The organism is Methylobacterium platani, assembly GCF_001653715.1.
GTDB classification, from domain to species: Bacteria; Pseudomonadota; Alphaproteobacteria; order Rhizobiales; family Beijerinckiaceae; genus Methylobacterium; species Methylobacterium platani.
This window is the reverse complement of sequence record NZ_LWHQ01000080.1, coordinates 1-24,758: the sequence shown is the minus strand read 5'-3', so window position 1 is coordinate 24,758 and position 24,758 is coordinate 1. Positions and strand designations below refer to the sequence as shown.

19 protein-coding genes and 1 pseudogene are annotated in these 24,758 nt (G+C 70.9%); 9 read left to right on the top strand and 11 right to left on the bottom strand.

Annotated features, from left to right (window positions below; translation table 11 throughout):
* Positions 1-565 precede the first annotated feature (565 nt).
* The 3 genes from A5481_RS29580 to A5481_RS29570 all read left to right on the top strand — a co-directional run bounded on the left by A5481_RS29580 (position 566) and on the right by A5481_RS29570 (position 3,581).
* Positions 566-1,867 (top strand): quaternary amine ABC transporter ATP-binding protein, encoded by a 1,302-nt coding sequence (locus A5481_RS29580; RefSeq protein WP_064504483.1) that lies wholly within the window; start codon positions 566-568, stop codon positions 1,865-1,867.
* Positions 1,783-2,634, top strand: a complete 852-nt coding sequence (locus tag A5481_RS29575; protein WP_064504482.1) for an ABC transporter permease — start codon at positions 1,783-1,785, stop codon at positions 2,632-2,634. Before A5481_RS29580 ends, A5481_RS29575 begins: the two co-directional genes overlap by 85 nt.
* A 110-nt stretch (positions 2,635-2,744) precedes the next feature.
* Positions 2,745-3,581: a glycine betaine ABC transporter substrate-binding protein gene (locus A5481_RS29570; RefSeq protein ID WP_064504481.1), complete on the top strand. Its 837-nt coding sequence runs from the start codon at positions 2,745-2,747 to the stop codon at positions 3,579-3,581.
* Between the two features lie 728 nt (positions 3,582-4,309).
* Here the strand turns inward: A5481_RS29570 and A5481_RS29565 are convergent.
* Positions 4,310-5,290, bottom strand: a complete 981-nt coding sequence (locus A5481_RS29565) for a GlxA family transcriptional regulator (RefSeq protein ID WP_048434604.1) — start codon at positions 5,288-5,290, stop codon at positions 4,310-4,312.
* A gap of 247 nt (positions 5,291-5,537) precedes the next feature.
* Between A5481_RS29565 and A5481_RS29560 the strand changes: the two genes are divergently transcribed.
* From A5481_RS29560 to A5481_RS29540, 5 genes are read left to right on the top strand one after another with little or no spacing between them, the layout of a single operon-like run.
* Positions 5,538-6,791, top strand: a complete 1,254-nt coding sequence (locus A5481_RS29560; protein ID WP_048434605.1) for a sarcosine oxidase subunit beta family protein — start codon at positions 5,538-5,540, stop codon at positions 6,789-6,791.
* 34 nt (positions 6,792-6,825) lie between these two features.
* Positions 6,826-7,149, top strand: coding sequence for a sarcosine oxidase subunit delta (locus A5481_RS29555; RefSeq protein WP_048434606.1), 324 nt, complete (start codon positions 6,826-6,828; stop codon positions 7,147-7,149).
* Positions 7,149-10,133 (top strand): sarcosine oxidase subunit alpha family protein, encoded by a 2,985-nt coding sequence (locus A5481_RS29550; protein WP_048434607.1) that lies wholly within the window; start codon positions 7,149-7,151, stop codon positions 10,131-10,133. The genes A5481_RS29555 and A5481_RS29550 overlap by 1 nt, the downstream gene beginning before the upstream one ends.
* Positions 10,126-10,710: a sarcosine oxidase subunit gamma gene (locus A5481_RS29545; protein WP_048434608.1), complete on the top strand. Its 585-nt coding sequence runs from the start codon at positions 10,126-10,128 to the stop codon at positions 10,708-10,710. Before A5481_RS29550 ends, A5481_RS29545 begins: the two co-directional genes overlap by 8 nt.
* Positions 10,707-12,059, top strand: coding sequence for an L-serine ammonia-lyase (locus tag A5481_RS29540; protein ID WP_048434609.1), 1,353 nt, complete (start codon positions 10,707-10,709; stop codon positions 12,057-12,059). The genes A5481_RS29545 and A5481_RS29540 overlap by 4 nt, the downstream gene beginning before the upstream one ends.
* 177 nt (positions 12,060-12,236) lie before the next feature.
* Here the strand turns inward: A5481_RS29540 and A5481_RS29535 are convergent, their stop codons facing one another.
* From A5481_RS29535 to A5481_RS29505, 7 genes are all read right to left on the bottom strand, one after another.
* On the bottom strand, positions 12,237-12,752 hold the full coding sequence (locus A5481_RS29535) for a prolyl-tRNA synthetase associated domain-containing protein (RefSeq protein WP_048434610.1): 516 nt from the start codon (positions 12,750-12,752) through the stop codon (positions 12,237-12,239).
* A gap of 8 nt (positions 12,753-12,760) precedes the next feature.
* The gene (locus A5481_RS29530; RefSeq protein ID WP_048434611.1) at positions 12,761-13,555 is read right to left on the bottom strand and encodes an adenine nucleotide alpha hydrolase family protein; all 795 of its coding nucleotides are present in this window, start codon (positions 13,553-13,555) and stop codon (positions 12,761-12,763) included.
* The gene (locus tag A5481_RS29525) at positions 13,552-14,769 is read right to left on the bottom strand and encodes an electron transfer flavoprotein subunit alpha/FixB family protein (protein WP_048434612.1); all 1,218 of its coding nucleotides are present in this window, start codon (positions 14,767-14,769) and stop codon (positions 13,552-13,554) included. Before A5481_RS29525 ends, A5481_RS29530 begins: the two co-directional genes overlap by 4 nt.
* Positions 14,766-16,664, bottom strand: a complete 1,899-nt coding sequence (locus tag A5481_RS29520) for a DUF3483 domain-containing protein (RefSeq protein WP_048434613.1) — start codon at positions 16,662-16,664, stop codon at positions 14,766-14,768. Before A5481_RS29520 ends, A5481_RS29525 begins: the two co-directional genes overlap by 4 nt.
* A gap of 250 nt (positions 16,665-16,914) precedes the next feature.
* A complete protein-coding gene (locus A5481_RS29515; protein WP_048434614.1) occupies positions 16,915-18,957 on the bottom strand; it encodes an NADH:flavin oxidoreductase in 2,043 nt (680 codons plus the stop codon).
* Between the two features lie 82 nt (positions 18,958-19,039).
* Positions 19,040-20,185, bottom strand: a complete 1,146-nt coding sequence (locus A5481_RS29510; RefSeq protein ID WP_048434615.1) for an FAD-binding oxidoreductase — start codon at positions 20,183-20,185, stop codon at positions 19,040-19,042.
* 4 nt (positions 20,186-20,189) lie between these two features.
* A complete protein-coding gene (locus A5481_RS29505) occupies positions 20,190-21,449 on the bottom strand; it encodes an aromatic ring-hydroxylating oxygenase subunit alpha (RefSeq protein ID WP_048434616.1) in 1,260 nt (419 codons plus the stop codon).
* A gap of 1,008 nt (positions 21,450-22,457) precedes the next feature.
* Here A5481_RS29505 and A5481_RS29500 point away from each other — a divergent pair.
* On the top strand, positions 22,458-22,832 hold the full coding sequence (locus A5481_RS29500) for a substrate-binding domain-containing protein (protein WP_048434617.1): 375 nt from the start codon (positions 22,458-22,460) through the stop codon (positions 22,830-22,832).
* A gap of 20 nt (positions 22,833-22,852) precedes the next feature.
* Here the strand turns inward: A5481_RS29500 and A5481_RS29495 are convergent, their stop codons facing one another.
* The 3 genes and pseudogenes from A5481_RS29495 to A5481_RS34850 form a co-directional block, all read right to left on the bottom strand.
* Positions 22,853-23,593 (bottom strand): GntR family transcriptional regulator, encoded by a 741-nt coding sequence (locus A5481_RS29495; RefSeq protein WP_053082404.1) that lies wholly within the window; start codon positions 23,591-23,593, stop codon positions 22,853-22,855.
* Positions 23,594-23,605: 12 nt separating this feature from the next.
* Positions 23,606-24,439, bottom strand: a complete 834-nt coding sequence (locus tag A5481_RS29490; RefSeq protein WP_053082405.1) for an ABC transporter permease — start codon at positions 24,437-24,439, stop codon at positions 23,606-23,608.
* Positions 24,440-24,442: 3 nt separating this feature from the next.
* Positions 24,443-24,758, bottom strand: a pseudogene (locus tag A5481_RS34850) (ABC transporter ATP-binding protein); the annotation flags it as partial.

Below are 24,758 nucleotides of genomic sequence, written 5' to 3'. Positions count from 1 at the left end.
CCGGGCGATCTCGGGATCGGCCTCCCGCAACGAGTTCGCGAAGAAGGGGGAGGGGAGGATCGAATCGACAGTCGCTGCGGACACGGGAACCTCACACGATGGGCCGGCCTGCAGGAGCGCGGGCCGGGCGGGGCGTCGTTGCATCGATCGGGAACGGCACTGATAAAGAGGTGACCGGGACGACTTGTGCGCGGCCACGTCCATGCCGGAGGATACCGGGCGTCCCGGCCGCCACTGCGCTTCAGGCGACACGCATTTGCCTGTGAGCGACCTGTCCCTGAGGCATCGTGCAACTGCGAGACGCGGGAGCGAATGTTCGCTGCTCAAACGATGTTCATGCCGTGCACAATATGCTGCTAGACATGGCGAAACCAGGGGCAATGCTGCGCTGCAGCGAGGATTTTCGGTGGCAAATGCCGCCGGTGTCGTCCTGGCGGCAAAAAATGTCGCAGGCGGACAAGCCGCGGCGCTCCCGGCGGATAGCTTTTCATAATACAATGCAAACAGATGCGTTTCTGAGAATTTCAGCCGCCGAAGCGCGCTACTCCAAAGGGGTCATAAGCATATGAGCCGCATTGTTTTGGAGGGCATCAGCAAGATCTTCGGCCACAAGCACGTCGAGGCCGTCGATCTCATCCGGCAGGGCAAGCGCAAAGCCGAGATCGCGGCGAGCTGCGGGGCGGTGGTCGGCCTGTGCGATATCTCCTTCGAGATCGTCGAGGGCGAGATCCTGACCTTGATGGGTCTGTCGGGCTCGGGAAAATCCACTCTCCTGCGCTGCATGAACCGGCTCGTCGAGCCGACCTGCGGGCGCATCCTGGTCGGCGACGTCGACGTGACGCGGCTCGGCCGCAAGGACCTGCTGGCGTTCCGGCAGAAGACGTTCGGGATGGTGTTCCAGCACTTCGCGCTGCTGCCCAACCGGACGATCCTGTCGAATGTCGGCTTCGGCCTCGAGCTCAAGAACGTCCCGGCGGCGCGCCGCACCGAGGCCGCGATGCAGGCGATCGAGCTCGTCGGCCTCAAGGGCTGGGAAGCCAAGTATCCGCATGAATTGTCCGGCGGGATGCAGCAGCGGGCGGGGCTGGCCCGCGCGCTCGCGGCCGATGCCGAGATCCTGCTGATGGACGAGGCGTTCAGCGCCCTCGACCCGCTGATCCGCCGCGACATGCAGGCGGAGCTGCGCGACCTGCAGCGGAAGCTGAAGAAGACCATCGTGTTCGTCTCGCACGACCTCGACGAGGCGGTGGCCCTCGGCGGCCGGATCGTCCTGATGAAGGACGGCGAGGTGGTGCAGATCGGGCAGCCCGAGGAGGTCGTCGCCCGTCCGGCGACCGAGTACGTCGCCCGGTTCGTCGAGCACATCGACCGCGCCGCGGTGATGCGGGCCGGGCAGGTCGCGGACCGCTCCGCCCCGGTCCTGGCGCCGACACTCACCGCGAGCGAGGCACGGGCGCGGATCGCGGCCGAGGGCGGCGACGCCTGGCTCGTCGCCGACGCCGACCGCCGCTTCGCCGGGCGCCTGCGCGCCGACCGGCTGGCCGGGGCCCGCCCCGGCGACACCGTCGCGAGCCTGCTCGAATCGGGGGCCGACGCCGTCGCGGCGGAGGCCCGCCTCGACGCGGTGCTGGCCCGGGTCGCGACGGAGGGCTGCGTCGCCGTCGTCGATCCCGACGGGCGCCTGATCGGCGGCATCGCGAGCCGCGACGTCGTGCGGGCGCTCGCCGCCCGCCCGGATCATCCCGAGACCTCGAGCCTCCACAAGCCGGCAGGAGCGGAGCGATGGACTGGAACGTCCCCAAATTTCCCCTCGACACGCTCAGCGACGAAGGCCTCGACTGGCTCACCGACCATGGCTCTTGGCTGACCCGCGCCGTCAGCCGCACGGTCTCGGACTGGATCGACCAGCTGACGACGCTGCTGATCGCGGTGCCGCCGTGGGTGTTCATCGGGCTGGCCGCCTTCGCCACCTACCGGATCGGCGGGCGGCGGATCGGGCTGATGACGCTGTTCGGCCTCCTGTTCCTGTGGAACCTGCGGCTGTGGCAGGCGACGGTCGAGACGCTCGTGCTCGTCAGCCTGTCGACGGTCACCGCCCTGGTGATCGGCATCCCGGTCGGGATCTGGTTCGCCCTGAGCCGGCGCGCCTGGCGGACCTTCTCGCCGATCCTCGACATGATGCAGACGCTGCCGAGCTTCGTCTACCTGATCCCGGCCCTGCCGTTCTTCGGCCTCGGCGCGGTGTCGGCGTGCTTCGCCACGATCGTGTTCTCGGTGCCGCCGGTCATCCGGCTGACGGCGCTCGGCATCCGCAACGTGCCCTCCGAGCTCGTCGAGGCCTCCGACGCCTTCGGCGGCTCGACCGCCCAGAAGCTGTTCAAGGTGCAGCTGCCGCTGGCGCTGCCGACCATCATGGCGGGCGTCAACCAGACCATGATGCTCGCCCTCTCGATGGTCGTCATCGCGGCGATGATCGGGGCCGGCGGCCTCGGCCGGGCGGTGTGGCAGTCGATCCAGCGCCTTGAGGCCGGCGCCGGGTTCGAGGCCGGCATCGGCATCGTGATCCTGGCGGTCATCCTCGACCGCTCGACCCAGGCGCTCGCCGCCCGGGCCCGGCCGCACGGCAGCGCCTGAGGCAGCGGGTGCCCCGCCCTGCCGGGCCGCCCGGTTCCGAGCCGCCCGCCCCGGCGGGCGGCTCCCCTCCACCCCCTCCCGATCCCACCAGCCACCGGACAGACCTGACCATGCGCGCGACAGCCTTCGGCGTCCTCCTCTGCCTCGCCTTCGCCCAGACCCCGGCCGAGGCGGCCGGCAAGCAGGTGCGCCTCGCCTATGTCGAGTGGAGCGACGCGGTGGCGGCCACCAACATCCTCAAGCAGGTGTTGGAGGAGAAGGGCTACGAGGTGAAGGCGATCCCGCTCGCCGCGGCGGCGATGTGGCAGGCGGTCGCGACGGGCGACGCCGATGCCACCGTCGCGGCCTGGCTGCCGCTGACCCAGGCCGCCTACTACGAGAAGCTGAAGAACCGCATCGACCTGATCGGCCCGAACGTCACCGGCGCCAAGATCGGCTGGGCCGTGCCGGCCTCCTCGCCGCTCAACTCGATCGAGGACCTCAAGACCAAGTCGGCCGAGGTCGACGGCAAGGTCATCGGCATCGATCCCGGCGCCGGCGTGATGAAGACCTCCGAGGCGGCGATCAAGGCCTACGGCCTGCCGGTCAAGCTCGTCGACGGCAGCGACGCGACGATGACCAGCGCCCTCAAGGACGCCATCCGCCAGAAGAAGGACATCGTCGTCACCGCCTGGACCCCGCACTGGATGTTCGCGCGCTACGAGCTGAAGTATCTCGCCGATCCGAAGAAGGTCTTCGGCGACGACGAGACCGTGAACACCCTGGCACGCAAGGGTCTGAAGGAGGACATGCCGGAGGTCTACGACATCCTCAAGAAGTTCAAGCTGAACATCAAGGACGAGGAAGCCATGATGGCGGAGAACGAGGAGAAGGGCGCCAAGCCCTCCGAGACCGCCGCCAAATGGATCAAGGCCAACCGGGCGACGGTGGACGGCTGGGTGAAGTGACGCGGGGATGAGGGCGGCGCCCGGCATGCGTTCGGGCGCCACCCCACGGGCCTGATAGAGCATTGTCCGACGAAGTGGTACCGGTTCGTCTCGGAAAATGCGGCAAAACCAGAGACCTAGAGCACTTCGCGATTGCAACGCGATCGCGAAGTGCTCTGGTGACCCGAGTGGTTCCGGGGCCGCGATTGCGGTGCCTGGAATTGTTTTTGGGGCAGATGCGCCTATTTGTTATTTCAAATATCTGCGTGATTTCTGTTCACCGTACCACAGCACACGATACAACAGGTGGCGCAGTGCGGGAGCGACAGCCGCCGCGCCTGAACCCTCCCCCCTCTGCGGCAGGGCTGTCCGGGGAAAATGGATGGCGCGCCTCCCCCCTCTCCCGTGTGGGAGAGGGGTCGGGGGTGAGGGTGACACGCTTCCGTGTAAGGCACTGAGCGTGGTGCTGGCAGCGGAACGGTCAGAGTTTCACTGAGGACCCGTAGCACCCTCACCCCTACCCCTCTCCCACACGGGAGAGGGGATCCCGCGCTTGTTTCTAGAGGGGATTTTCCCCGGACAGCCCTGCCTCTGCGGGGAAGGGTGCCCCACGGAGCGGGGCGGGAGAGGGGACGCCGTTTCCGGATGCGGCGGAACCGTTTCGAAGGGCGCCCTCCGGATCAGCGTCGCGCTGCCCCTCTCGGCGAGACTTCGTCCCGCTGCTCCCGCCGTTCAGGCAGAGAGCCCCCTCACACCTTCCGCTCGGTGCTCGGCGGCCGGCCGAAATGGTCGACGTAGGATTTCGAGAAGTGCGAGGCCGAGGTGAAGCCGCACTCGATCGCGATCGACAGGAGCGGCATCGCGGTCTGGCGGATCAGGTGGCGGGCGTGCTCCAGGCGGATGCGCAGGTAGTGCTTGGCCGGCGAGCGGCCGAGATACTTCAGGAACAGGCGCTCGAGCTGCCGCTTCGAGAGATGGACCGACTTCGCCAGGTCCTGGCTGCCGAGCGGCTCGGCGAAGGTCTTCTCCATCAGCCCGACGACGTGCAGGAGCTTGGGATGCGCCACGCCGAGGCGCATCCGCAGGTCCATCCGCTGGCGCTCGCCCGATTCGCGGATGCGATGATGGATGAGCTGGTCGGCGACGTCCGCCGCGATGTCGGCGCCGTGGTCGCGCACGATCAAGGACAGCATCATGTCGGCCGCCGCGGTGCCGCCGGCGCAGGTAAAGCGGTTGCGGTCGATCTCGAACAGGTCGGAGCCGATCTCGAGGCCGTCATGCTCGCAGGCGAGGCTCGCCTGGTTCTCCCAGTGGATCGTCGCCCGGTAGCCGTCGAGGAGGCCGGCCTTCGCCAGCACGTAGGTGCCGGTGCAGACCGCGCCGATCGCGCCGCCGCGGATGCAGGTCCGGCGCAACGTCGCCTGCAGCGCGCGGTGGTCGCGGCGCTGGATGTCGATGCCGCCGCAGACGATGGCCATGTCGAGCCCGGGATCGAGGCCCTGCGCCTCGGCGAAGCTGCCCCGGACCTGGACCTCGACGCCGTTCGAGGCGGTGCAGCGCGTCCCGTTCTCCGACCAGAGCGAGTAGCGGTAGAGGTCGCGTCGCGCCGCCCGGTTGGCGAGCCGCAGCGGCTCGATCGCCGACGAGAAGGCGATCATCGAGAAATTCTCGACGAGCATGAAGCCGACGGTGGTCACGTCGTCGGTCGCGGCGGCGCTGCCCGTCGCCATCGCGCCGACCGTCCCGACAGAGGCACTTGTCCCGGCCGTCATCGTCCGATCCTTCGCCAGACCGTCACCGTCTCGTCATCCGAGAATGACTCCAAGGAAGGCTCCCTGGCAAGCGACTCCTTGCCCGTAGGGCAGCGGGCGACGCCCGCCCGGCGCGCAGGTCGCAAATCCCAAACTCGCGGTCGCCAGCGCGAAAGCTCCCGGCCGCGGGGCGCCCGATGATCCGTCATCACAGCGAGGCCGACCGATGCGCCGATTTTCCCTCTCGTCGCTGCTCTCGGAATCCCTGAAGGGGCACCGGGGTTGGGGCCGCCAGTGGCGGGACCCGCAGCCGAAACCCGCCTACGACGTCGTCATCGTCGGCGGCGGCGGTCACGGTCTCGCGACCGCCTACTACCTCGCCACCGTGCACGGCATCACCAACGTCGCGGTGATCGAGAAGGGCTGGATCGGCGGCGGCAATACCGGCCGCAACACCACGATCATCCGCTCGAACTACCTCTACGACGAGAGCGCCGCGCTCTACGAGCACGCGCTCAAGCTCTGGGAAGGCCTGTCCCAGGAGCTGAACTACAACGTGATGTTCTCGCAGCGCGGCGTGCTGATGCTCGCCCACAACCTGCACGACGTCCAGAGCTTCAAGCGCCACGTCTACGCCAACCGCCTCAACGGCATCGACAACGAGTGGCTGACCAAGGAAGAGTGCAAGGAGTTCTGCCCGCCGATCGATATCTCGGGGTCCTTGCGCTACCCGGTCCTCGGCGGCGCGCTCCAGCGCCGGGCCGGCACCGCCCGCCACGATGCGGTGGCCTGGGGCTACGCCCGCGGGGCGGACGCCCGCGGCGTCGACATCATCCAGAACTGCGAGGTGAAGGGCATCCGCCGCGACGCCTCCGGCGCCGCGATCGGGGTCGAGACCACCCGGGGTTACATCGGGGCCAAGCGCATCGGCGTCGTCGCCGCCGGCCACACCTCGACCGTGATGGCGATGGCCGACGTGCAGATGCCGCTCGAGAGCTACCCGCTCCAGGCCCTGGTCTCCGAGCCGGTGAAGCCCGTCTTCCCCTGCGTGGTGATGTCGAACGCGGTCCACGCCTACATCTCGCAGTCGGACAAGGGCGAACTGGTGATCGGGGCGGGTACCGACCAGTACACCTCCTACAGCCAGCAGGGCGGCCTCCACATCACCACGCACACGCTCGATGCGATCTGCGAGGTCTTCCCGCAATTCACCCGGATGCGGATGCTGCGCTCCTGGGGCGGCATCGTCGACGTGACGCCCGACCGCTCGCCGATCATCGGCAAGACCCCGGTCGAAAACCTGTTCGTCAATTGCGGCTGGGGCACCGGCGGCTTCAAGGCGACCCCGGGCTCGGGCCACGTCTTCGCGCATACCCTCGCGACCGGCAGCCCGCACGCGATCAACGCGCCCTTCACCCTCGACCGGTTCCGCACCGGCCGCCTCATCGACGAGGCGGCAGCCGCCGCCGTCGCGCACTGATCCCCTGACATCACCGGACGCGACGAGGCTCCCGATGCTGCTGATCGCCTGCCCCTATTGCGGCAACCGACCGGAGACCGAGTTCCGCTGCGGCGGACAGGCCCATATCGCCCGGCCCAGCGACCCGGGCTCGCTCTCCGACGAGCAATGGGCCGAGCACCTGTTCGTGCGGTCCAACCCGCGCGGGGTGCATGCCGAGCGCTGGAACCACGTCCACGGCTGCGGCCGCTGGTTCAACGCGCGGCGCGACACGGTGAGCGACCGCTTCCTCGAAACCTACAAGATGGGCGAGACGCCCCAATCCCAAAAGTCCACTTCCACCGACTCCACTTCCACTCAGGCAGAGGCGAGGGCGTGATGGCACAGCCGTTCAGATTGTCCCGCGGCGGTCGCATCGACCGCGCGCGCCCGGTCCGCTTCACCTTCAACGGCCGCACGATCGAGGGCTTCCACGGCGACAGCGTCGCCTCGGCGCTCTTGGCCAACGGCATCCACCTCGTCGGGCGCTCGTTCAAGTACCACCGCCCGCGCGGCATCCTGAGCCACGGCCCCGACGAGCCGAGCGCGCTGCTCTCGGTCGATCGCGGGCCCGGCCGGATCGACCCGAACAACCGCGCCTCGGTGGTCGAGGCGCGCGACGGCCTCAAGACCCTGTCGCAGAACCACTGGCCGTCGCTCGAGCACGATATCGGGGCGGTCAACGACCTGCTCTCGCCGGTCTTCGTCGCCGGGTTCTACTACAAGACATTCATGTGGCCCCGGAAGTTCTGGGACAAGGTCTACGAGCCGTTCATCCGCGCCGCCGCGGGCCTCGGCAAGGCCCCGGCCGTGCCCGATCCCGACCGCTACGCCAACCGCCACGCCCATTGCGACGTGCTGGTGGTCGGCGCCGGCCCCGCGGGCCTCGCCGCGGCGCTCGCCGCCGCCCGCACGGGCAAGCGCGTGATCCTCGCCGACGAGGGCCCGGAGCCCGGCGGCGCGCTCCTGCACGACGTCACCGCCGAGATCGACGGCCGTCCGGCCTCCGAGTGGCTGAGCGCGACGCTGGCGGAGCTCGATTCCCGCGAGAACGTCATCCTGCTCTCCCGCACCACCGCGTTCGGCTACTACAACCACAACCACGTCGCGCTGGCCGAGCGGGTCACCGACCACCTGCCGAGCCCCGGCACGGCGCCGCGCGAGCGGCTGTGGCAGGTCCGGGCCGGCGAGGTGGTTCTGGCCGGCGGCTCGCACGAGCGCCCGCTGGTCTTCGCCGACAACGACCGCCCCGGCATCCTGCTCGCCGAGAGCGTGCGGGTCTTCGTCAACCGCTACGGCGTGGCGCCGGGCCGGCGGATCGTGTTCGCGACGAGCGGCGCCTCGGCCTACGCGGCGGCCCTCGACGCCAAGGCGGCGGGCCTCGCCGTCACCCTGGTCGACCTGCGCTCGGACTCCGAGTGCGGACCTGAACTGGCGCGCCTCAAGGCGGCCGGCGTCGAGGTGCTGACCGGCCACACCGTGATCGGGTCGAAAGGGACGAAGCGGGTCACCGGCCTGATCGTCGCGCCGGTCGACCGGGCCGGGCGCTGCGGCGCCCACCGCGTGCTCGATTGCGACTGCGTCGGCATGTCGGGCGGCTGGACGCCGGCGGTGCACCTGTTCTCGCAGTCCCGCGGCAAGCTCGCCTACGACGAGCGCCTCGACGCCTTCCTGCCCGGCACCTCGGCGCAAGCCGAGCGCTCGGCGGGCGCGTCGAAGGGCACCTACGACCTCGCGGCAATCCTCGCGGAGGGCTTCGCCGCGGGTGCGGCGGCCGCCGGCTCGGACGAGCGGCGGAGCTTCACCGCGACCCCGACGCTCACCGGCTTCAGGCCGGTGCGCGCCATGCCGACCGACGCCGACCCGACCAAGGTCCGGGCCTTCGTCGACTTCCAGAACGACGTGACGGCCAAGGACATCAAGCTCGCGGTGCGCGAGGGCTTCCACTCGATCGAGCACGTCAAGCGGTACACCACGACCGGCATGGCGACCGACCAGGGCAAGACCTCGAACATGAATGCGCTCGGCATCGTCGCCGGGCAGCTCGACAAGACGCTGCCGGGCGTCGGCACCACGACCTTCCGGCCGCCCTACACGCCCGTCACCTTCGGCGCCCTGGTCGGCCCGGCGCGCCACGCCCTGTTCGATCCGATCCGCACCACGCCGATCCACGACTGGGCGGAGGAGCATGGCGCGACCTTCGAGAACGTCGCCCTGTGGCGCCGGGCCTGGTACTTCCCGAAGGCCGGCGAGGACCTGCACAAGGCGGTCGCCCGCGAATGCGAGGCGGTGCGCAGGGGCGTCGGCATCTTCGACGCCTCGACGCTCGGCAAGATCGAGGTGGTCGGCCCGGATGCGGCCGAGTTCATGAACCGCATCTACATCAATCCCTGGCTCAAGCTCGAGGTCGGGCGCTGCCGCTACGGGCTGATGCTGAAGGAGGACGGCTACATCCTCGACGACGGCGTCGTCGCCCGGATCGCGCCGGACTGCTTCCACGTCACGACGACGACCGGCGGCGCGCCGCGGGTGCTCGCCCACATGGAGGATTACCTCCAGACCGAGTGGCCGGACCTGAAGGTCTTCCTGACCTCGACCACCGAGCAATGGGCGGTGATCGCCCTCCAGGGGCCGAAGGCGCGCGAGGTCATCGCGCCCCTCGTCGACGGGATCGACCTGTCGCCGGAGGCCTTCCCCCACATGGCGATGCGGTCGGGCACGATCTGCGGCGTCCCGACCCGGCTGTTCCGGGTCTCGTTCACCGGCGAGCTCGGCTTCGAGATCAACGTGCCGTCCGACCACGCCCGCGCGGTGTGGGAGGCGATCTGGGAGGCGGGTCAGCCGCACGGCATCACCCCCTACGGCACCGAGACGATGCACGTGCTGCGCGCCGAGAAGGGCTACATCATCATCGGCCAGGAGACCGACGGAACGGTCACCCCGGACGATGTCGGCCTGGCCGGCATGATCGCCAAGGCCAAGAAGGACTTCGTCGGCAAGCGCTCGCTCGCCCGGCCCGACGTGGTGGCGAGCGGCCGCAAGCAGCTCGTCGGCCTCGTCACCGACGATCCGAAGCTCGTCCTCGACGAGGGGGCGCAGATCGTCGCCGATCCCGGCCAGCCGATCCCGATGCGGATGCTCGGCCACGTCACCTCGAGCTACTGGAGCCCGAATTGCGGCCGCTCCATCGCCATGGCCTTGGTGGCGGACGGACGCGCGCTCCAGGGCGGTCCGCTCCACGTCACCACGCCCGAGGGCTTCGCCCGCGTCACCGTCGTCGATCCGGTCTTCTTCGATCCCAAAGGCGAGCGCATCCATGCTTGAGGCTCTCTACCGCACCGCCCGCGCGCTCCCCCTCGGCCGCGCGCCGGCCTCCGACCCGGCCGGCACCGGCGTCGTGATCAAGCCCGCCGGCGCCGAGGCGCGCTTCGCGCTCCGGATCCGCGACGCCGGCGCCTCGGCGGCCGGCCTTCCCCTCGACGGGCCGATCAACTCGGTGCGGGGCGACGACCGGCGCTGGATCGCCCGGCTCGGGCCCGACGAGTGGCTGATCGGCTGCGACGAATCGGAGGCCGACCACCTGCCCGCCGCGATCGCGGCCGATCTCGGCGAGCGGGCGCACGCCATCGTCGACGTCTCGCACCGCAACGTCGGCATCGACGTGAGCGGGCCGCTGGCGGCCGTCGCCCTCAATGCCGGCTGCCCGCTCGATCTGGGCGAGGCCGCCTTCCCGGCAGGGTCGGCGACCCGCACGCTGTTCGGCAAGGCCGAGATCGTCCTGATCCGGCATCCCGGCGCGGCGCCGCGCTACCGCGTCGAGTGCTGGCGCTCGTTCTCGACCTACGTGCACGGCCTCCTCGCCGAGGCCTCCCTCGGGGTCGGCGAAACGGCCCGGCGATGATCAGCGCCTTCGATCTGTTCAAGATCGGCATCGGCCCGTCGAGTTCGCACACGATCGGGCCGATGGTAGCGGCGCGCCGCTTCCGCGACCGCGTCGCCCCCCGCACCGACGTGGCGCGGGTGACGGCCGAGATCTTCGGCTCGCTGGCCTGGACCGGGCGGGGCCACGGCACCGACGTGGCGATCGCGCTGGGGCTGCTCGGGCACGACCCGGCCACCATCGACCCCGACCGGGTCGCGGGCTACACGCGCGCGCTCGCCGAGACGGGCGAGACCGGACTGCCCGGCGTCGCCTTCGCGCCGGACCGGGACCTCGTCTTCAATTTCAAGGACCTGCTGCCGCGCCACACCAACGGCATGCGGTTTCGCGCCCAGGACGGCGAGGGCGCGATCCTCGACGAGGTGGTGTGCTACTCGGTCGGCGGCGGCTTCGTCGAGAGCGAGGGCGAGGCGGTCGATGCCGGCATCGAGGCGGTGGCGGTCCCGCACCCGTTCGAGAGCGGTGCCGACCTGCTGGCGATCTGCGCCGCGACCGGCCTCACGATCCCGCAGGTGCAGCGGGAGAACGAGCGTGCCCTGCGCTCAGACGACGAGATCGATGCCAGGCTCGACGCGATCCGCGACGCGATGCTCGCCTGTATCGCCCGGGGCCTGCGGATGGACGGCGTGCTGCCGGGCGGCCTCAAGGTGCGCCGCCGCGCCCGCCGCCTGCACGAGACCCTGGAGGCGTCCCGGCTCAAGAACAGCCGGCCGGCCCACGAGGTGATGGACTGGATCAGCCTGTTCGCCCTCGCGGTCAACGAGGAGAACGCCTCCGGCGGCCGGGTGGTCACGGCGCCGACCAACGGGGCGGCGGGCATCGTGCCGGCGGTCCTGCGCTACATCGTCGATTTCTGCCCCGGCTGGAGTGAGGAGCGCGGCCGCGACTACCTGCTCGCGGCAGCCGCGATCGGCGGCCTGATCAAGCGCCGCGCCTCGATCTCCGGTGCCGAGGTCGGATGCCAGGGCGAGGTCGGCTCGGCGGCGGCGATGGCCGCGGCGGGCCTCGCCACCGTCCTCGGTGGCTGCCCGCGCCAGGTGGCGAACGCCGCCGAGATCGCGATGGAGCACCATCTCGGCATGACCTGCGACCCCGTCGGCGGGCTGGTCCAGGTGCCCTGCATCGAGCGCAACGCCTTCGGCGCCAACAAGGCGGTCGCCGCCGCCTCCCTGGCGCTCCACGGCGACGGCGTGCACTTCGTCAGCCTCGACCAGGTCATCGAGACGATGCGCCAGACCGGGCACGACATGCAGGACAAGTACAAGGAGACCTCGCTGGGCGGTCTCGCGGTCAACGTGGCGGCGTGCTGAGAGCGTCCTGCGCAGACAGTCATCCTGTCCGCGCATGATTATCCGGAGACCGGGACGGGTGCGTCCCTGCGTTGTCCGAACGGATCCCGATCCCTCCACGCCATTCCGGGGCCGCGCAGCGGAGCCCGGAATGACGCGGTGGGCTGGAAATCTTTGACGACCGATCAAGCCGGGCGCTCAGGCACCCTCGGCGCGCGCCTCCGGCAGGGCGAACGGCGTCACCTCGTGCCCCTCGTCCCGCAGGGCGGTCACCAGGTCGGCCGGGACCAGATTGAGGGTCCGGGTACTCACCAGCGGGTGGACGTTGATCCGCGTCTCGTCGAGCAGGCCGTCCTGGAGGAAGACCTTCACGCTGCCCGGCGCGGCGTTGAACGCGGCGAGCGGCGAGACCGCGCCGCTCTCGACGCCGAGCTGCTCGCGCAGGGCCTCGGCGCTGGCGAAGGACAGGCCGCCCTTCGCGCCCAGCACCGACCGGAACGCCTTCAGGTCGACGGCCGCGTCGTGATGGAGCGTGACCAGGAAGTAGGTCTTCTTGTTGTCGCGCAGGAACAGGTTCTTGGTGTGGGCGCCGGCGATGTCGCCGCAGACCGCCATCATCGCCTCGACCGTCAGGACCGGCGGATGCTCGTAGAGCTTGTAGGCGATGCCGCGCTCGCGCAGCCGGGTCAGGAGGTCGTCGGGGCTCAGGGACATGGGATTCCTCACGGGTTCGGGCGGGGGGACGGCGGCGCGAGGACGCCGATCCCGCGCAGATAGGCCAGGATCTCCCGCGCCGCCTCGTCCGGATCGGGATCGACGAGGAGGCGGCCGCTCGCGGCGGCCCCGGCTTCGCCGGTCGCCGCCTTCAGGCGCTCCGCCGCCGAGCCGCCGGTCGGCGCCCCCTTCACCAGCTTCGGACGGCGGCGATAGGGCCGCTCCTCGACCGCGGCGGGCGCCGCGGCGGGGCCGGCCGGCACGATCGCCGCGACCGGTTCGATCACGCCGCGCCGGGCCTGCCCGAAGGCGTAGGCGAGGGGGGCCGGCGCGTCCGGATGCACGGTCGCGACGACCGGCCCGCGCACGACAACGCGCCGCAGGGCGCCGCGGCCGAGGCTCTGGTCGAGGCGCAGGGTGCCCGCCGCCTCGCCGGGCGCGACCGCGACCACGTCGGCGATCAGCGGCAGGCCGAGCGCGGCGGCGAGCGCGTAGGGAACGATGCCGCTCTCGTCGCCGCCCTGGCCGCGCCGCCCGGCCAGCACGAGGTCGGGCGCCATCGCGCGAAGGCTGGCGGCGAGGACCGGCACCGGATCGGCGCCCTCGGGCAGCGCGACGTGCGCGATGCGCGAAAGGCCCTGGCCGAGCGCGTCGGCGACCGCGGCGGCGTCCGGCCCGGCATGCAGCCCGACCGGCGTCCCGAGCCCGGCGGCGATCCGGATCGCCTGCGCCTCGAGCCGCGGCAGCACGGCCGCGCCGGAGACCGGATGGCGGCCGGCGGAGAGAAGCACGGCGATCCTCACGAGCCTTCTCCCGCTTCTTGCTTTTCCCGGGCCAGCAGGCGCAGCAGCGCCGGCATGACCGCTTGCGCGTCCTGCACGATCGCGAGCCCCGCCCGCTCGATCATCGCGGCGTGCAGGTCGGTGTTGACCGCGACCACGTGCTCGCAGCCGGCCACGCCCTGGAGGTGCTGCGGCGCACCGGAGATGCCGAGGGCGAAGTAGCAGGTCGCGGCGAGCACCGTGCCCGAGGCGCCGACCTGGGTGTGGCGCGGCATCAGCCCGGCATCGCACAGGACGCGGCTGGCGCCCGGGGTGGCGTGCAGGGCGGCGACGAGCTGCCGGAAGGTGTCGAGGTCGCGGATGCCGTTGCCGGCCGACGCGACGAACTCGGCGAGGCTCAGCGGCACCGTGGCCGGGTCGGCCGGAATGCGCGCGACCGACAGGATCGTCGAGGCCGGCTCCGCGGCCGGCGGCAGGTCGTGCGCCAGCGGCCGGGCCTCCCGCGGCGGGCCGGCATAGTCGGCGACCGCGTCCGGCGCCACGCTGGCCAGCAGGCCGGGGGCCGCCCGCTGCTCGACCCGGCGCCCGCGCGCCGGGCGGACGAGGCCGCCGGCGGCGACGACCTCGGCGTTGTCGAACAGCGGTACTCCCATCCGCACCGCGACCCGGCGGGCGAGGTCGCCGCCGTCGAGGGATTCGGGGAACAGGACGTGGCGCGGGGACGCGACCGCGAGCGCCGCAGCGACCCGGGCGGCGCGCTCGTCGGGGTCGGTGCCGACCTCACCGAGCGCGAGGTGACGGTCGGCACCGGCCGGCCCGCAGGCCTCGCACGGACCGACCGAGACGACGAGGATGCCGCCCTCGCGGCCGGCCAGCACCCGGGCGGCGCCGAGCACCTGGCGGTCGTGGGGCGAGAGGCGTCCGCCGGCGGCATCCGGCACCACCGCGACAAGGAAGGCGGGATCCTCGACGACCAGGATCTTCGCAGCCGCCGGCTGACGGGCCTCGGCGGCGACCGCCACCTCGCCGCGCAGGGCCTGGGCCGGGACGACCTGGCTGAGGTCGTAGCGCGGGCGGCTCGCCCCGGGGACGCGCTGGCCGGCGCGCTCGGGGCGGGGATCGCGACGCGGGCGCCCGCCCGCGGCACGCGCCGACCGGTCGAAGCGCGGGCGGGGGCCGGCGGCGACCTGGATCGCCGCTCGCTCGGCGCGGGGATCGCGACGCGGCCGGGTCATCGTCCCGCCTCCACGGCCTGGAGCAGCAACTCGGCGACGTCGCGGATCTCGGCCTTGCGGTCGGTCACGCCCTCGAGCATCGCGGTGCAGGACGGGCAGGCGACCGCGACGATGCCGGCCCCGGTCTCCGCCGCCTGCGCCATGCGAAGGTCGGGGATGCGCCGCTCGCCCGGCACGTCGCTCACCGGCGCGCCGCCGCCGCCGCCGCAGCACATCGCCCGCTTGCCCGAGCGGGCCATCTCGACCCGCGCGAGCCCGATCGCGTCGAGCACCGCGCGGGGCGCCTCGGTCTCGCCGTTGTAGCGGGCGAGGTAGCAGGGGTCGTGGTAGGTCACCGAGAGATCGGGCAGCGTCTGCGGTACGAGTTTGCCGGCCCGGATCAGCTCCAGCAGCAGGGCGGTGTGGTGCACCACCGTGTAGTGGCCGCCGAAGGCCGGATACTCGTTGCGGAGCGCGTGCAGGGCGTGCGGGTCGGCGGTGACGATGCGGGAAAAGCGGTACCGCGCCAGCGTCGCGACGTTCGCCCGCGCCAGCGCCTGGAAGGTCGCCTCGTCGCCGAGCCGGCGGGCGAGGTCGCCGGTGTCGCGCTCCTCCGCCCCCAGCACCGCGACGTCGACGCCCGCCCGGCGCAGCAGCCGCACCAGGGCCCGCAGCGTCCGGCCGTAGCGCAGGTCGTAGGCGCCCTCGCCGAGCCACAGCAGGATCTCGGCCTCGCCCCGGCCGGCGATGAGCGGCAGGTCGAGCCCGGCGGCGAAGTCGGTGCGGGCCGCCAGCGGCCGGCCGCCGGGATCGCCGGCCTGGCGCAGCTCGGTCACCGGGCCGATCGCCTTCTCGGGGAGCGCCGCACGCTCCAGGGCCTGGTAGCGGCGCAGCGACACCACGGCGTCGACGTGCTCGATCATCATCGGGCATTCCTCGACGCAGGCCCGGCAGGTAGTGCAGGACCACAGCGTGTCGGGATGGATGCGGGCGTCCGGCCCGATCAGCCGGGCGAGGGGGCCGCGCTCGCCTTGCCCCTCCCGGCCGCCCGGATAGGGATTGCCGGCGTAAGCGGGCTCGGCCGGGTTGAGGCCGGCGACGAGGTCCTGGATCAGCCGCTTCGGGTTGAGCGGCTGGCCGGCGGCGAAGGCCGGGCAGGCGATCTCGCAGCGTCCGCAACTCACGCAGGAATCGTAGGAGAGCAGCCGGTTCCAGGTGAAATCCGCCGGCATTTCGGCGCCGAGCCGCGGGGCGCCGAGGTCGAGGGGCCGGAGCGCGGTGTCGGGCCGGCCCTCGAACCGGCCGGGCCGGGGGTGGGCGGCGAGATGCAGCGCGCCGGCGACCGCGTGGCGCATCGGCCCCTGCCGCACCTCGAAGGCGAGGCCGAGGCCGCCGGCGGCGGCGAGGCCCAAGGTGAAGGGGAGGGCGATCCCGCCGGCGCCAAGCGCCAGCATGAGGGCGGTGAGCGTGCCGCCGACCGCGTAGGCGAGGAGCAGGACCGGCAGGATCTGGAAGCGCCCGGCCGAGAGGCGCTTCTGCTTGACGGGATAGCGCCGCGCCCCGACGAGGACCGAGCCGGCGGCCGTGACCGCGAAGGCGACGGTCACGAGAAGCCAGTAGGCCCGGGATCCGGCGAGCGGCGGCAGGATCGCGAGCGCGGTCAGGAGCGAGGCGGCGAGCAGCCCGCCCGCCACGACGGCGTGCATCCGCGAGGCGTAGGCATCCCGCGCCACGACGTGGTGGACGTCGACGAGGTAGCGGCGCGGCAGCTGGGCGAGGCCGTGGAGCCAGGCCACCGGCGCGGCAGCCCCGACCCGCCAGAGCGCCGCGCGCCGGGCGACCTGGACGAGGGCGAGCGCTGCCATGGCCCAGACGAGGCCGGGAAACACCGTGGTCAGGGGCATGAAGCTGGTCATGACGGCGGCCTAAGGGCTTGGCGGTACGATGGAATTCATGCCTGTGGTCAGCACCGCGCCAACCCTCCCCCCTCTGCGGGGGAGGGTGGCCTGCGCAGCAGGCCGGGAGAGGGGCAGCGCGACGATGCCGGGTCTGGCGCCCGTCACCACGGTCGCGACCTCTCCGGAAGCGGCGTCCCCTCTCCCGGCCCCCTCCGGGGGCCACCCTCCCCCGCGGAGGGGGGAGGGTTCGGGCGGTGCTGCCCGCGTCCTACAGGTCCTTGCACAACCTCAAGGCATCGTAGATCGCCGCGTGGATGTTGCGGCCGGCCACCGCGTCGCCGATGCGGTAGAGGGCGTAGCCCGTGGAGAGGTCGAAGGGCTGCGGCTCGCCGCGCAGCATCGCGTCCTGGTCGGTCTGGCCGTGGTTGACCGAGTCCGCCTTCAGGGCCCGGTAGAGGCGATCGACCGGGAGCGTGCCGTGATCGACCACGATGCGGTCGACGACGCGCTCCTCCTCGGCATCCGTCATGGTGTTGCGGAGCGCCGCCACGAAGCGGTTGCCCTCGGGGTAGATCTCGATCAGCTCCATGTTCGGCGTCATCACGACGCCGAGCTTGTAGAGCTCGCGCAGGTGGATCGGCTGGTTGGTGGTGCCGACCTCCTCCGCCACCATGCGGTCGTGGGTGGCGATCTCGACGAGGCAGCCGCGCTTGGCCAGCAGCTCGGCGACCGACGCGGCGTTGTGCTGGCCCATCTCGTCGTAGAGCAGCACCGAGCCGGTGGGTTCCACGGCGCCGGCGAGCACCTCGGCGGTGGTGACGGCGTGCTGCTCGGCGCCCTTGGCGTGGCCGCGGAACGGCGTGCCGCCGGTCGCCACGATGACGACGTCCGGTTTCTCGGCCAGCACCGCCGCCTCGGTCGCCTCGGTGTTGAGCCGGAGATCCACCCCGAGCTTCGTCGCTTGAGCCACGAGCCAGCGCGGGATGCCCGACATCGCCTCGCGCCACCCGGCCTTGGCCGCGAGCCCGATCTGGCCGCCGGCCTGGCCGCTCTTCTCGAACAGCACGACCGCATGGCCGCGCTCGGCGCAGACCCGGGCCGCCTCGAGCCCGCCCGGCCCGGCGCCGATCACCACGACGCGCCGGCGCAGGTCCGCCTTGCGGATCTCGTGCGGCATCGTCGCCTCGCGGCCGGTGGCGGCGTTCTGGATGCAGAGCGCGTCGCCGCCGACATAGATCCGGTCGATGCAGTAGCCGGCCCCCACGCATTGGCGGATGTCGTCGGCCCGGCCCTCGGAGAGCTTCTTCACGAGATGCGGATCGGCGATGTGGGCGCGGGTCATCGCCACCATGTCGACGTGCCCTTCGGCCACCGCGCGGGCGGCCGTCGCCAGATCGGTCACGCGCTGGGCGTGGAAGACCGGGATGTCGACCTCGCGCTTGATCGCGCTCGGCAGGAACAGGAACGGGGCCACCGGGAACGACATGTTCGGCAGCGAGATCGCGTGGGCGATGTGGTCGCGCGCCTGGCCGCCGAGCACGTTGAGGAAGTCGACGAGGCCGCGCCTGGCGTACTCGGTCGCGATCGTCAGGCAGTCCTCCTGGCTGAGGCCGTCGGCGATCATCTCGTCGCCGGACATGCGGATGCCGATGATGTAGTCGTCGCCGGCCGCCGCCCGCATCGCCTCCAGCACCTCGATGCCGAAGCGCATCCGGTTCTCGAGGCTGCCGCCGTACTTGTCGGTGCGCTGGTTGACGCTCGGAGACCAGAACTGGTCGATCAGGTGGCCGTGGGCGGCCGAGACCTCGCAGCCGTCGAGCCCGCCCTCGCGGCAGCGGCGCGCGGCCTCGGCGAAGCTCTTCACGACCCGGGCGATGTCCTCCTCCTCCATCTCCTTGGGGACGGTGCGGGAGGCGGGCTCGCGCCGGGGCGAGGGCGAGATGGTGGGCAGCCAGTGCTCGGTGTCCCACTTGGTGCGCCGGCCCATATGGGTGAGCTGGATCATCAGCTTCCCGCCATGGGCGTGGACCCGGTCCGCGAACTGCCGGAAGTACGGAATCACCGAATCGTCGGCGACCGAGATCTGGTTCCAGGGCGCGGCCGGGCTGTCGGGGGCGACCGAGGAGGAGCCGCCGAACATGGTGAGCCCGATGCCGCCCTTCGCCTTCTCGGCGTGGTAGAGCTGGTAGCGCTCCTGGGGCTTGCCGTCCCGGCCGTAGCCGGGGGCGTGGCTCGTCGACATCACCCGGTTGCGGATGGTGAGGCCCTTGATGGTGAGCGGCTTCAGCAGCGCGTCGGCATTGGCGATCACGGGACGACTCCCGAAGGCAAGGGACCAAGGGGTATTGGGGGCCGGGGGTATCGGGCCGGGTTCTCGAGAGAGCGGTGGGCCGTCAGCGCTCGACGACGAGGTCGCTCGTCGGCTTGGAGCAGCAGAGCAGCGCCATCCCGGCATCGATCTCGCGCTGGCGGATGCCGCCGGCATGGGTCATCGCCACGGTGCCCTTGACGACCTTCGACTTGCAGGTGCCGCACAGGCCCTTGGCGCAGGACGAGGGCAGGCGGATGCCAGCCTTGCGGGCGGCATCGAGCACGGTCGAATCCTCCGGGCAGTCGAGCACCCGGCGGGTCTTGGCGAACTCGACACGGAAGGTCCGCACGGCCGGGGCGGGGGCGTCCTCGGCCGCGGCCTCGGCATCCAGCGCCCGGCCAGCTTCCGCCGCCGCCTGCTGCTCGGCCTCCGGCAGGGCGCCGAAATCGAAGCTCTCCTCGTGGTGCCGGGCCATGTCGAAGCCGGCCTCGCGCAGCATCAGGCGCACGGCGTCCATGTAGGGCTTGGGCCCGCAGACGAAGACCTCGCGCTCGCGGAAATCAGGCACGGCCCTGGCCAGGATGTCGAGCGAGAGGCGGCCCCTGGGACCGGTCCACGCCTCCTCGGCGGAATCGGCCTCGCAGACGGCGTGGAAGCGGAAGGCCGGATCGAGCCGGGCCATCGTTTCCAGCTCACCGCGGAACACGATGTCGGCCGGGCTGCGGGCGGCGTGGACGAAGGCGATATCGCGGCTCTCGCCGAGATCGTGGAAGGTGCGCGCCATCGCCATCATCGGCGTCACGCCGCTGCCGCCCGACAGGAGCAGGTACTTCTGCGCCGGATGGGTGAAGCAGGAGAAGTCGCCCATGGGCCCGAGCGCCCGCACGGTATCGCCGGCCTTGAGCGTGTCGTGCAGCCAGTTCGAGACCGGGCCGCCGGCCACCCGCTTGACGGTGATCGACAGGGCGTGCGGCCGCGTCGGCGCCGAGGAGATCGTGTAGCAGCGGTGGATCGTCTCAGCCCCGATCTCGAACGAGAAGGTCAGGAACTGGCCCGGCGCGTAGGTGAAAAGCCGGGGCTCCGCCGGGGCCAGGACGAAGGTCTTCACGTCGTGCGTCTCGTCGCGCACCGCGAGGCAGACCAGGGCGTCGTCGGCCTCCGCATCCCAGGAGGCGTTGGCCGCCAGGCGGGCGGCGGCCGGTTCGGTGGAGGCGGGGACCGACGTCATGGCTCTAGCGCCCCAGATGCGCGGCCATGCGGCCGACATACCAGTTGCAGAATTTTTCCACGAGCATCTCGGTGTTCGGCGAGTACGGGCCGGGCTCGTAGGCCGGGCTCGACACGCCCTGCTGGCAGATGCCGACGAGCTCGCTGTCCTGGTCGTTGGTGGCCTCCCAGACGCCGATCAGGTTGGCGAGATCGTAATCGACACCCTCGACCGCGTCCTTGTGGACGAGCCACTTGGTGCGCAGGAGCGAGCGCTCGGCGTCGAGCGGCAGCACCGAGAAGGTGACGATGTGGTCGCCGAGGAAGTGGTGCCAGGAATTCGGCTGCGTCCAGACCGACAGGCCGCCGAGCTTGGCGTTGGTGAACGCGCCGAGCAGCTTCCTGCAGGCGGCCTTGGTGTCGATGGTGTGGGATTCACCCTCGCCGTCGAGCGGCAGGCGCTCGGTGCGGAAGGCCGTCACCATCGTGTCGAGCTCGTCGATCTCCCGCGACGGCAGCCCCTCCGCCTCCCACTCGCCGTGGCGGGTCTTCAGCAGGCAGCCGTAGCGCTCGGCCTGGGCGCGGTCGTGCTCGTCCATCTCCTCCGGCGCGAAGCCGAAGCCGTAGGCGAAGAGCGGCACGGTCAGCTCGGGATGGTTGGCCCCGCAGTGATAGCACTCGCGGTTGTTCTCCATCGTGAGCTTCCAGTTGCCCGGCTCGATGATGTCCTTCTGGAACGCGACCTTGGTCTCGCGCACGTTGTGCGGGGCGATGTAGGGCCCGAGGCGGGCCGCCATCTCGTCGAAGTCGCTCGGCGCCTCGTCGGCGAGGCAGATGAACAGCAATCCTTCGAGCGAGCGGATGTGCACGGGCTTCAGGCCGTGGCAGCCCTTCTTGAAATCCGGGCCCATGTGCTCGGCGTGGATCAGCGCGCCGGAGAGGTCGTAGGTCCAGGAATGGTAGCGGCAGACGAGGTTGCCGACCGTCGACTTCTCGTCGTGGACGAGGCGCGCGCCGCGGTGGCGGCAGACGTTGTGGAAGGCGCGGATCGCGTTGTCGTCGTCGCGCACGATCGCCACGGAGGTCTTGCCGATATCGACGACCATCACGTCGCCGGCCTCCGGCACGTCGGGCTCGACGCCGACATAGATCCAGTGCCGGCCGAAGATCACCTCCATGTCGGCCTCGAAGATCTCGGGGCTGAGATAGAACGGCGCCGGCAGGCTGTAGCCGGGGCGGCGCTCGCGCAGGAGGCGCTGAAGGGGAGTCGGCGTCACGTCGAGCATCGGGCCTCACAAGCCATATCGAGCGGATGAGACTATCCGCGCGCGGCCCCGCACCCGCTGCCCTGCCAGCGACATTCCCTTGGCTGGCTGCGACGCCCGCCGGTTTCCCGCCGACCGGGCCCGCCGCGCACGAGGGACGACGGCCATTCGTCCCCCGGCGCGTGCGAAGCGCCGGACGGGGCGAGCGGCGGCGGGGCGGGACCCGGCACGCCCGGCCCGGCCTCAAAGCCCTGCGCTGCAAGGATGATTCCGCACGGATCGCCACGGCGACGCGAGCGTGCGCGGTCCCGTCCGTAGCAGGATCTGGTCGAGCCGCGCATCGGAGCCCACGCGCGTGCGACGGCGGCTCCGGCGCTCGGCCCGTCGCACATCGAAGCGTCGGCGCAGGCACGACACGAGCGCGCCAATGTGCCGGTACGGCTCAGGAACGCGAACCGCCGGCTCCCATCCGCCCCGACGTGACACCGGTCCACCGGTCAGGAAGAACCCGATCGTGCGATCGCGCTCATGCGACGATGCCGGACACTGTTATGATGTATTCTTATGCTGCAACCATGCCCGACGGAACGTGGGCCTTACAGGATGCCTGGCGGAGAGGGAGGGACTGTCCAAGCAGACTAAAAAGCTCAATTAAATCAGTGGTTTCGCGCTCGGCTTTTCGCGTACTTTGTACCAGCCCTTTGTACCGCGTGTCCAGATTGCCTTGGTAGCCGGCTTTGCGCTTCAAGGGCCTGAACCCGCTCGTACTCGTGGGCGAGCACCTACCCTGCACGAGATTTTCCACGGCATTTGAGCCGGGGTCTCTGCACCACTTCCCACCGTAGTCCCACGGCGCCGTGCTCTCCTCGGATTTCTCCCTTGGAGCAGGAAGCCCAGAACCGGGACACGACCTTCCTGTGGCCACCGTCCGAGGCCAGCGCCGGACCGCGCTGATGCGCACCTCCGCCGCCTCATCGATGGCCCGCGAGCGCGACGCCGGCGTCACCACGTTCATGCAATCCGCCAAGCTTGCGCCTCGACGGGCAGCCGACCTACGAGGGCGGCTTCGAGGCGGGGCGGTGCATCGCGGCCCTACCGGCGACACAGCGGCCGGACTCGTTCTACGCCGTCAGCGACATCATAGCCTGGAGCGTGCTCGACGTTCTGCGCCTCGGCGGCGTCGCGACCGGGCAGGACATCGCCGTCGCGGGGTTCGATGGCCTGTCGCAATCGGCGCGACCGATGTACGACCTGACCACGGTCGAGCAGCAGGTCGTCGCGATGATCGGCAGCGGCCTCGATCTCCTGCAGGCGCGCACCCGGGACAAGGGTTTGCCCGACGAGACGATTTCCCTGCGCGGCCGGCTCATCGAGCAAGGCTTGAGTGGACCGAAAGGCCGGTAGGCAGGAAGCCAAGGTGCTTGTCAGGTCTCATCTTTGAAGAGGCCGGCATGGTCTGACGACCTGACGAAGTGCAGGAAGTCGGCGATACCCTCCGACAGGAGTGAGACGTGGTGCGCCATTCGCTCGCCCGCGGCGGTCGCGTCGTTGCGCAGGATCGCCGCGAGCACTGCGGCGTGCTCGGGCTGCGATTGCGGCATGCGACCAGGCTGGAAGGTGATCGCCCGGCGATACGGTGCAGTCTTCACCGAGAGACGCCGCAACTCGTCCTGCAGGACCCGGTTGTGGCTCGCCGCCGCGATCGCGTCGTGGAACCGGATGTTCGCGTCGTAGAACGCGTCGTAGTCACCCTCCGCAATGGCCGCGCCGCAGGCCGCGTGCTCGGCCTCGAGTACGGCGCGCTGTTCCTGGGTGATCCGGCGGGCCGCCTGCGAAGCTGCCAGGGCTTCCATCGAAGCCACCACGCTCAAGGCGTCGAGGAGGTCGGCTACGGAGAACTGCGATACCTGCAGTCCCTGCCGTCCGCGTGCGCTCGCGAGTCCGCTCGCCGAGAGCCGCTGCAGCGCCTCGCGGACGGGGGTACGCGAGACGCCGTAGCGTTCCGACAACTCGCGCTCGTCAAGCCGCTGGCCCGGGCGGATCGCGCCACGCAGGATGTCCTCCTCCAGGCGGCGCGCGACGTCCCCGGCGAGGGAGGTATCCTCGGGGATCCCAGCATCCGACAGGTCGAGCCGGCGCGCCTTCTGCGCCATCCTCTGGCTCATGGTCCTTATCCCTTACGCTGGGTCTGCCGAGAAAATTCGGTTGGCGGCGATCTCACCGAGCGCGACCAGCCCGTACAGCAGTAGCCCGCACACGCAAAGGACGACGATCGCGGCCATCGACACCTCGGTATCCGCTCGCGCGGTCGCAAAGATGATGAGGTAGCCCAATCCGGCCTGCGCAGTGATGAACTCGCCGATGATCACCCCGATGATCGCGAGCGTGATCGCGACCTTCATCCCGCTGAAGATGTGCGGCAGGGCGGCCGGGAAGCGGACATGCGTGAAGACCTGCCACTCGCTCGCGGTGAGCGACCGGCATAGCCGTAGCATGCCGCGGTCGACGCTCGCGAACCCTGCACTCGTCGCGATCACCACGGGAAAGAACGCGATGAAGACCGCGAAGGCGACGCGCGACTGCATGCCGATCCCGAGCCAGATGATGAAGAGAGGCGCGAGCGCGATCTTCGGGATCAGCTGGAAGAAGACGAGGTTCGGGTAGAGCGCCTCTCGCGCCAGGGTCGAGTAGGTGATCACGATGGCGAGCAAGACCCCGAGAAGGGTCGCGAGCACGAATCCGATCGCCGACTCCAATGTCGTCGGGACCGCATGGGTCAGGAGGATGTCCCAGTGCTCCACGATGTAGCGCAAGGTGGAGATGGGGGAGGGGAGGATGACCGACGGGATGTTGCCGATCACGACGAAAGCCTGCCAGGCCGCCAGAGTCGCCACCGCCAGGGCGACCGGCAGAAGCACGGCCCGCACGCTCGAGAGTCCGAACCCGAGCCGCGGAGTCTGGCCCGGGCCTGAGAGGATCGCGCCGGTTTCCGTTCCGATTGCGCCTGCCATATCCTACTCCCCGCCTGCGCTGCGGCCCGTCGGTGCCGTGCCGTGGGCCTGCTCGATGGTCAGCCGCAGGTGGCGGACGACCCGGCCAAATTCCGGATTCTCTTCGATCGCCAGACGGCGCGGCCGCCCGAACGGCATGCGCTCGTCGAGAACGACGTGGGAGGGGCGGCCGCCCATCACCACGACGCGGTCGGACAGAAAAGCGGCCTCGCGGATCGAGTGCGTGACGAAGATCACCGTCTTCGCCGTCTTGTCCATGATTTCCGACAGCGCCTCGTTCATCTGGTCGCGGGTGATTGCGTCGAGGGCGCTGAAGGGC

What these genes read in the sequence shown, in the direction of transcription:
- A5481_RS29535 (WP_048434610.1), bottom strand. Translation starts at nt 12,752, where the DNA reads ATGTCCCTGAGCCCCGACGACCTCCTGACCCGGCTGCGCGAGCGCGGC.
- A5481_RS29540 (WP_048434609.1), top strand. Translation starts at nt 10,707, where the DNA reads ATGATCAGCGCCTTCGATCTGTTCAAGATCGGCATCGGCCCGTCGAGT.
- A5481_RS29580 (WP_064504483.1), top strand. Translation starts at nt 566, where the DNA reads ATGAGCCGCATTGTTTTGGAGGGCATCAGCAAGATCTTCGGCCACAAG.
- A5481_RS29525 (WP_048434612.1), bottom strand. Translation starts at nt 14,769, where the DNA reads ATGACCCGGCCGCGTCGCGATCCCCGCGCCGAGCGAGCGGCGATCCAG.
- A5481_RS29575 (WP_064504482.1), top strand. Translation starts at nt 1,783, where the DNA reads ATGGACTGGAACGTCCCCAAATTTCCCCTCGACACGCTCAGCGACGAA.
- A5481_RS29490 (WP_053082405.1), bottom strand. Translation starts at nt 24,439, where the DNA reads ATGGCAGGCGCAATCGGAACGGAAACCGGCGCGATCCTCTCAGGCCCG.
- A5481_RS29560 (WP_048434605.1), top strand. Translation starts at nt 5,538, where the DNA reads ATGCGCCGATTTTCCCTCTCGTCGCTGCTCTCGGAATCCCTGAAGGGG.
- A5481_RS29510 (WP_048434615.1), bottom strand. Translation starts at nt 20,185, where the DNA reads ATGACGTCGGTCCCCGCCTCCACCGAACCGGCCGCCGCCCGCCTGGCG.
- A5481_RS29505 (WP_048434616.1), bottom strand. Translation starts at nt 21,449, where the DNA reads ATGCTCGACGTGACGCCGACTCCCCTTCAGCGCCTCCTGCGCGAGCGC.
- A5481_RS29520 (WP_048434613.1), bottom strand. Translation starts at nt 16,664, where the DNA reads ATGACCAGCTTCATGCCCCTGACCACGGTGTTTCCCGGCCTCGTCTGG.
- A5481_RS29570 (WP_064504481.1), top strand. Translation starts at nt 2,745, where the DNA reads ATGCGCGCGACAGCCTTCGGCGTCCTCCTCTGCCTCGCCTTCGCCCAG.
- A5481_RS29555 (WP_048434606.1), top strand. Translation starts at nt 6,826, where the DNA reads ATGCTGCTGATCGCCTGCCCCTATTGCGGCAACCGACCGGAGACCGAG.
- A5481_RS29545 (WP_048434608.1), top strand. Translation starts at nt 10,126, where the DNA reads ATGCTTGAGGCTCTCTACCGCACCGCCCGCGCGCTCCCCCTCGGCCGC.
- A5481_RS29565 (WP_048434604.1), bottom strand. Translation starts at nt 5,290, where the DNA reads ATGGCGACGGGCAGCGCCGCCGCGACCGACGACGTGACCACCGTCGGC.
- A5481_RS29550 (WP_048434607.1), top strand. Translation starts at nt 7,149, where the DNA reads ATGGCACAGCCGTTCAGATTGTCCCGCGGCGGTCGCATCGACCGCGCG.
- A5481_RS29495 (WP_053082404.1), bottom strand. Translation starts at nt 23,593, where the DNA reads ATGAGCCAGAGGATGGCGCAGAAGGCGCGCCGGCTCGACCTGTCGGAT.